The sequence below is a fragment of the Pseudomonadota bacterium genome (assembly GCA_030860485.1).
In the GTDB taxonomy this organism is placed as follows: domain Bacteria; phylum Pseudomonadota; class Gammaproteobacteria; order JACCXJ01; family JACCXJ01; genus JACCXJ01.
The window spans coordinates 1-6613 of sequence record JALZID010000273.1 but is presented as its reverse complement, the minus strand read 5'-3'; the positions used below and the strand labels follow the sequence as shown (position 1 = coordinate 6613).

Below are 6613 nucleotides of genomic sequence, written 5' to 3'. Positions count from 1 at the left end.
TTCGCGAGGTACCTTACCTTCGTCCCAACAAACCATTTCAGGGGAAGCCATGAGCGTTCAATTAACGCTGAAACTTTGTCACGTCGATGTCAAACAAGTGTTCAACTAACGCTGAAACTTGCCCCCTCATACATCAGTTTTAATTGGATCCGTGCGATCATGAACACTCTACAAGTCAAGAATACGGGCCTCTCAGTAAGAGTAGTGGGACTATTAGCTTTGGTATTTATCATCGGTACACAGGCAGCGACAGCGCAGGAATCAGCCAAAGTATTGCTCCTACTCCACGGGATGAATTCCAGCCCTGATACCTGGAACGACTTTGTCGCACTTAGGTTTAACAATAGCTGTGCCATCATCGCAAATGGGGTTCTCACAGATAACTCCACCCCTAATCCACAAGGCGTGCTGTGTTATCGGGTAAGATTTGGGAGCTTTGATTTGAGCTCGGGCCGGGTTGGGCTAGAGGGGATAAAAGCAACCTCTTCTTCCTCAGGAGACTTCTCGAGCTTTAGGGATCTACGTCGAGAAGTGAGGCGTGCGGTAGGCGGTATTTTGGACAGGCATGGCAATGCTGAGACTGTATTGGTTGCCCACAGCCGCGGTGGCCTGGCAGCGCGCGCTTTCCTGCAACAACAAGCCGGCTTTCCGGCAAAGGCGAGCGTGGTCGGTTTGTTGACCACAGGGGCTCCGCACAGAGGAAGTCGGCTTGGCCGTATTTACAAGTACTTAGAGGCTCATCCCCGAGAGACTTGCTGTCAGGCTGATTGGAAGGTGGTCGACTTTTTGAGAGGCAAGAGGAGGTGCAGAGTTGGTCTAATTCGTATAGAGAATCCTACCCCGCTTGATGTACGTCGGCCCACTATATCGGATTTAGCCGATGATTCCCCCGCGATCGATAAATTAAACCGAGGTATTCCCCTACTTCCCGCCGCTATCCAATACGGTCAGATCGTGTACAGCGGACTCGATCTGGGGATCCTAAAGACAGACATCCCCGTATTCGACGAATATTCTGTTTTTGGAGACGGTATTTGCGACCAGGTGTCAAGTGAGGCCGAAAGGTTTATGCTGGGTGACAATCCGCCTAGCCAATACTCGGGCGATGGTGTCCTCCCGGTGGCAACCCAACGATATTTCAGCCTTCCAGGTTTTTCCGGTGAGCCTACAAAGCTTCATCGCCTTCAGGTGGATAGCGGAATAATACATACCCAAGAAACGGAACAGGAAGCGCATATCTCCGCAGTGCTTGCTGCCATGATAGGTTCGTGGTGGACCGGCCAATAAGGGCCTGCGAGTGAAAAAGTTGGGGTTCCTGCTTGGTATCGCCAGCCTATTCGCGACGATGGTGTGGCTTTACCTTGCGGAAGAAGCTCCGCCAGCGTCCGTCTCGCCTTTATCACCTCCGCAAACAGGTTCCCCTTATGGCCCTGCCTTTGATCCTGTTTTAGAAGGATTAAAACCACACTCTCCCGCAGATCGGGGCGATGAACGAGAAACGCCCGCGCGCCGAGGTGGTCAACCCTCTGCCGCGTTCAATAGTGTGAAGGCGCGTCAACAGCATTTTGACCAGCTGGTGGAACAACCCGCCGACTCTCTGTGGAGCTATTGGCAGCAGCTATTGAACAACCACCAAGTGACTCAGCTAGAAATGGCCACCTATGCCTTGGCCCATGAGCTGCGTCAAGCTGGAAATGAAGAGATTTATCCCAGTATCGCCGAGGTATTGAGAGAATCTTCACTATCGATAGACCAGAAAAGGTGGGTTGTTGATTTGCTTACTGAGACGGCTACCTCAGAGGCATTGAAAGTTGTATTGAACGAGGCCGTGAGTAGCCAAGCGTCTGCCTTACAAAGGCTGCTTTTGGAGAGCATTCTCAAGATGACCAATAATCGCTGGGATGCGCGTTTCCATCCTGAATTATCACCCGTCTTGGAAGACATTTGGAATCAGCGGCCAGGTGACTGGGAGTTACTCCTAACTGTGGCAACAGGCATTGCGAACGCGGGGTCCGAACGCGGCGCCACATTGCTGCTGAGGGCGGTGGCCAACAGCCATCCGACGGTAACGGAGGTAGAAAAAGGCAAGAACTTACCTGCACTTGCCGCTTTGCGGGCGCTGAGAAAGATCCGAAATCCGGAGGTAGTGCCGATTTTAGCCAAGGAATTAACACATGCTGATCTAAAGGATGTCGTATTCATAGCCAGCGGCGACGCCTTGGCTGCCATGGGTAGACCCGAAGCTACCGAGGCCCTGCTTGAATGGGCCAAACAAGCCCCTCGCGAAGCGACCCCGCTTGTGGAAAGGTGGTTTAGACAAATACGCGACAGCGTGTCTCTAGAAAGATTACATAAGGACTTGCTCCAGAATAAGCCATTCCACAGTGAGCAAATCAAAGAAACACTTGCTGTGACCTTAAAAGAGATTGAACCGGTTGTTGAATAAAGAAATTACATCTGTTCGCCCTCCGTCCGCGCTTCAAGCTCCTCCGGGGTCGACCGCCGGTGCGTCTCGTCGTCGCGCCAGCCGTTCGCCTTGGCGCTTATGTCGGTCCCGAACCGATCATCGGTCGGGCCTCCTCTTGCCGAAATCTCCGTGAATCGGTTGTCCAGGCTATTTGCCGATACAAAACGTGGAAAAGATCTCACCGAGGAGCTCCTCGCTGGTGAACTCGCCCGTGATCTCGGAGAGATCGCGCTGAGCCATGCGTAGATGCTCGGCGATAATCTCTTCCCCGGCGCAGGCTTCGGCGGCGTCACGGGCGTCTCGCAGGGCGTCGCGTGCCCGGCCGAGGGCCCCGACGTGGCGCCGCCGTGCACTGAAACCTCCTGTTCCGACATCGCAGAGCCCCGCGGCCTCCCGAAGGTGGCGCTCCAGGAGGGGCAGCCCGGCACCGGTCTTGGCGGACAGGTAGACGTGCGGGTATGCCGGACCGTGCTCGAGACAGGGCGCCCTCCCCACGAGGTCGATCTTGTTGTGGACCTCGGTCACCCGGCAAACCTCCCCGAGTGCCCTCGCTGCCGTCCCCGGATCCTCTGTCGAGTCCGCAGCATCGCTCATCCACAAGACGTGATCGGCGCCCTGCACCACCGCTTCGGTCCGACGGATCCCTTCCTGTTCGATGGGGTCTTCGGTCTCGCGCATCCCGGCGGTATCGAAAAGCTCTACCGCGAGGCCGTCTATGTCGAGCTGGACATGGATGGCATCGCGCGTCGTGCCGGGATACTCGGTCACTATCGCGCACTCGCGGCGCGCCAGCCGATTCAAGAGGCTGGATTTCCCGACGTTGGGGCGGCCGGCGATGGCGACCCGCGCCCCGTCCCTCAAGACCTGACCCCGGTGGGCATCGGCCATGAGACGCTCTATCCCTGTCAAGATCTCGGACAGCGTATCCTCCAAGGCCCCGCTACCGAAGCTCGCCACGTCTTCTTCGGAGAAGTCCAGGGCTCCCTCGATCCGCGCACGAAGCCCGATGAGGGCCTCCAACACCTGCCGCACCCGCAGCGAGAATTCCCCCTGCAGTGCGTGGAGTGCGCCCTGGGCCGCTCGCGTGGTGAGGCTACCGATCAGGTCCGCCACGGCTTCGGCCTGAGCCAGATCGATCTTGCCGTTCAGGAACGCCCGTTCGGAGAACTCGCCGGGCCTGGCCAGCCGAGCGCCGAGGGCGCAGACGCGATCCAGGAGGAGACCCATGACGATCGGGCTGCCGTGACCCTGTAGCTCCAGGATATCCTCGCCGGTGAAGGAATGAGGGCCCTCCAAGAAAAACGCGAGCCCCTGGTCCAGGGGTTGACCGCCATCATCGCGAAAGACACGGTGGCTGATCCGCCGCGGGGTCAACGTGCCGCCCGTGATCCGCCTCGCGATGCTCCGGACCAGGGAGCCGGAGACCCTGACGACGCCAATGGCACCACGCCCTGCCGGGGTTGCCACGGCCACAATGGTGTCGAGGTCAGCGCGCATAGGCGCACACGCGCGCCGTGGGGCTCAGGATCGGGCGCCGGCCGGCGCAGGGCTTTCACCATACTGGCGGTTGATCATCCATTGTTGGGCAATGGACAGGACGTTGTTGGCCAGCCAGTACAGGACCAGTCCGGCGGGGAAGAAGGCGAAAAAGACGCAGAACACCACCGGCAAGGTCTGCATGATGCGTTGTTGGATCGGATCGGTAGGCGTCGGGTTGAGCTTGTACTGGATCACCATGGTCGCGCCCATAAGGAGGGGCAGCACGAAATAAGGGTCCGGAGTCGAGAGGTCCTTGATCCAGAACCAGCTCGCCTGGCGCAACTCGACGCTCTCGAGCAGCACCCAGTACAAGGCGATGAACACCGGGATCTGCACGAGGATAGGGAGACAGCCACCGAAGGGGTTCACCTTCTCTTCCTTGTACATCTCCATGAGGGCCTGATTCATGGCCATCTTATCGTCCCCGTAGCGTTCGCGGAGGGCGGTCATGCGCGGGGTGAGCTTCTTCATCTTGGCCATGGATCGATAGCTCATGGCCGAGAGGTGGTAGAACAACAGTTTGACGAGGACCGTGACCAAGACGATGGCCCAACCCCAGTTCCCGGTCAAGCGATGCAGCTTCTCCAATAACCAGAAGATCGGTTTCCCGAAGAACCATAGGACACCATAGTCGACGGTCAGCTCCAATCCGGGCGCCAGCCCTTCCAGGACGTGTTGGAGCTTGGGCCCGACATAGAGGTCGATACCGGTGACGGCTTCGCCCCCGGTCGGCACCTGTAACTCCGGTCCCAGCATCCCGACCACATAGCGATCGCTGTCCTTGGGGACTAGCGAATAATAATGGTAGGGGGTCTTGGGATCCGGTATCAGGGCGGCCAGAAAATAGTGCTGAAGGATAGCCGCCCAGGCGCCAGCGATGTCTCTGTCGATCGGAACCTCCACCAAATCGTCGTAATCGATCTTTTCGTAGCGCTTCTCGGGGCTTGAGACGGCAACACCGGTATAGGTGTAAATCATGCCGCCGCTCTCCGTGGCGGTGTTTCTTTGAAGCTGCGAATACATCCGCCCGGACCAGGGTTCCGTGCCTTCGTTCTTGATCTCGTAACGGAGATGGACCAGGAAGGTGCCACGGCGGAAGGTGAATACCTTGCTGACTTGCGGACCCTCCGGAGAACGCCACTGTAAGGTGACCTCGAGCTGATCCTCGCCTTCTCTCAGCGCATACTCGCTCGCCTCCGCCTCGTACAGCGCGTGGTGATCCGGGGCCGGTTGGTTGCTGCGAAACCCGCCCTGAGCGACGAAATAGCGTTCGGGGGTATTCTGCAGGAGCACGAAGGGTTGGTTCGGGCTATCGGCCGCCACCGGATAGGTAGGTAGCTTGGCCTGCTCCATGACCGCCCCTTGCTTGTTGATGACGACATCGAGCACGTCCGTGCGGACATGGATCAACTGGGCCGGATCGGACAGGGGCGCATCCGTGGTACCCGGTGGCGTGGCAGCCGGCGTGGGTGCGGCGGGCACATCGGAGCGCTCTTTGTCGGGACCGTCAGGGGAGGGTTGTGTCGAAGCGGTGGGGGCTTTCGCTGTCCCGTAGTCTTTCTGCCAGGCTTGCCAGATCAGCAAGACCACAAGGCACAGGGCGGTCAGCAGTATGAGCCTGATATTATCCATCAACGATCATCCTCACGACCTGGAACGGGATCGTACCCGCCCGGGTTCCACGGGTGACAGGAAGCGATACGCCGAATGCCGAGCAAGAGCCCCCGGCCCAAGCCATGCGTCCGGAGCGCTTCGGCGGTGTATTGCGAACAACTGGGGACGAAACGGCAGCGGCGACCCAGGAGCGGGCTCAGGTAGCGGTTGTACCATTGAATGACGGACGCGAGGGGGATCATAATCACAAGGAGCGATCACAAAAGGCGATCGCAAAGGGCTATTACAAGGGCCGTCACAAAGCAGGATCACCGCGACGCGGATATGGCACCGAGGCCGCGCCACGATCTCTCCAGCGAAATCAGGAATCGTGCATTGCTCGACTGACCGGCGGAGCGACGGGCGATGACGACGATATCCCATCCGCTCAAGGGAGTCTTCCAATGACGGAAACTCTCCCGCGCCAGCCGTTTCAGCCGGTTTCTATCGACCGCGTGGCGGATCTCGCGGCGCGGAAGAGAGAGCCCGAGCCGCGCCCTTCTCAACCCGTTGCGGAGCGCCAGCACCCGTACCTGCTTATCCGAGTGGTGGATCGACGATCGGAAAACCGCCCCGAAATCCGCTTTTGTCCTGAGCCGACAGGCGCGTGGGAAAGTGGCGCCCGGCTCGTCGCGTGTCCCCCTCAGACGCTCAAGCGCTTGCGGCCCTTGGCGCGCCTCGCCCTCAAGATCCTCTGCCCCGCCTTGGTCGCCATGCGCGCGCGAAAACCACACCGGCGCTTGCGCTTGATCGTGCTCGGTTGATAGGTCCTTTTCATAGGCGTGCTCGTCGCTCACGGCCACCGGTTCGAGGCTTGGCGCCATGATCCACGCTGGACCAGCCCTTGTCAATTTGACCCAGGGTTTCTGGTGAGAGGGAGGCTGGTGAATGAGGGAACCAGGGGTTACACTCGTGGTCCCGCAGACCCTCGGGTAGGCAGCGCCGGGGTGCCGA

Annotated in this window: 7 protein-coding genes; 2 read left to right on the top strand and 5 right to left on the bottom strand. The window is 58.9% G+C overall.

The window, feature by feature from the left end:
- The coding region (locus tag M3461_16730) for a hypothetical protein (GenBank protein ID MDQ3775872.1) at nucleotides 1–1287 on the top strand (1287 nt) is incomplete at its 5' end.
- Nucleotides 1288–1297: 10 nt separating this feature from the next.
- On the top strand, nucleotides 1298–2446 hold the full coding sequence (locus M3461_16725) for a hypothetical protein (protein MDQ3775871.1): 1149 nt from the start codon (nucleotides 1298–1300) through the stop codon (nucleotides 2444–2446).
- Nucleotides 2447–2614: 168 nt separating this feature from the next.
- Here M3461_16725 and mnmE read toward each other — a convergent pair whose 3' ends face one another.
- The 5 genes from mnmE to rpmH form a co-directional block, all read right to left on the bottom strand.
- A complete protein-coding gene (mnmE, locus tag M3461_16720) occupies nucleotides 2615–3964 on the bottom strand; it encodes a tRNA uridine-5-carboxymethylaminomethyl(34) synthesis GTPase MnmE (GenBank protein MDQ3775870.1) in 1350 nt (449 codons plus the stop codon).
- 24 nt (nucleotides 3965–3988) lie between these two features.
- A complete protein-coding gene (gene yidC / locus M3461_16715; GenBank protein MDQ3775869.1) occupies nucleotides 3989–5638 on the bottom strand; it encodes a membrane protein insertase YidC in 1650 nt (549 codons plus the stop codon).
- Nucleotides 5638–5862 carry a membrane protein insertion efficiency factor YidD gene (gene yidD, locus M3461_16710; protein ID MDQ3775868.1) on the bottom strand — a complete coding sequence of 75 codons (225 nt, stop codon included), beginning with the start codon at nucleotides 5860–5862 and terminating at the stop codon, nucleotides 5638–5640. The genes yidC and yidD overlap by 1 nt, the downstream gene beginning before the upstream one ends.
- 66 nt (nucleotides 5863–5928) lie before the next feature.
- Entirely contained in the window at nucleotides 5929–6213 is a 285-nt protein-coding gene (rnpA, locus tag M3461_16705; protein MDQ3775867.1) for a ribonuclease P protein component, read from the bottom strand.
- 89 nt (nucleotides 6214–6302) lie between these two features.
- Nucleotides 6303–6437 (bottom strand): 50S ribosomal protein L34, encoded by a 135-nt coding sequence (gene rpmH, locus M3461_16700; protein ID MDQ3775866.1) that lies wholly within the window; start codon nucleotides 6435–6437, stop codon nucleotides 6303–6305.
- Nucleotides 6438–6613 lie beyond the last annotated feature (176 nt).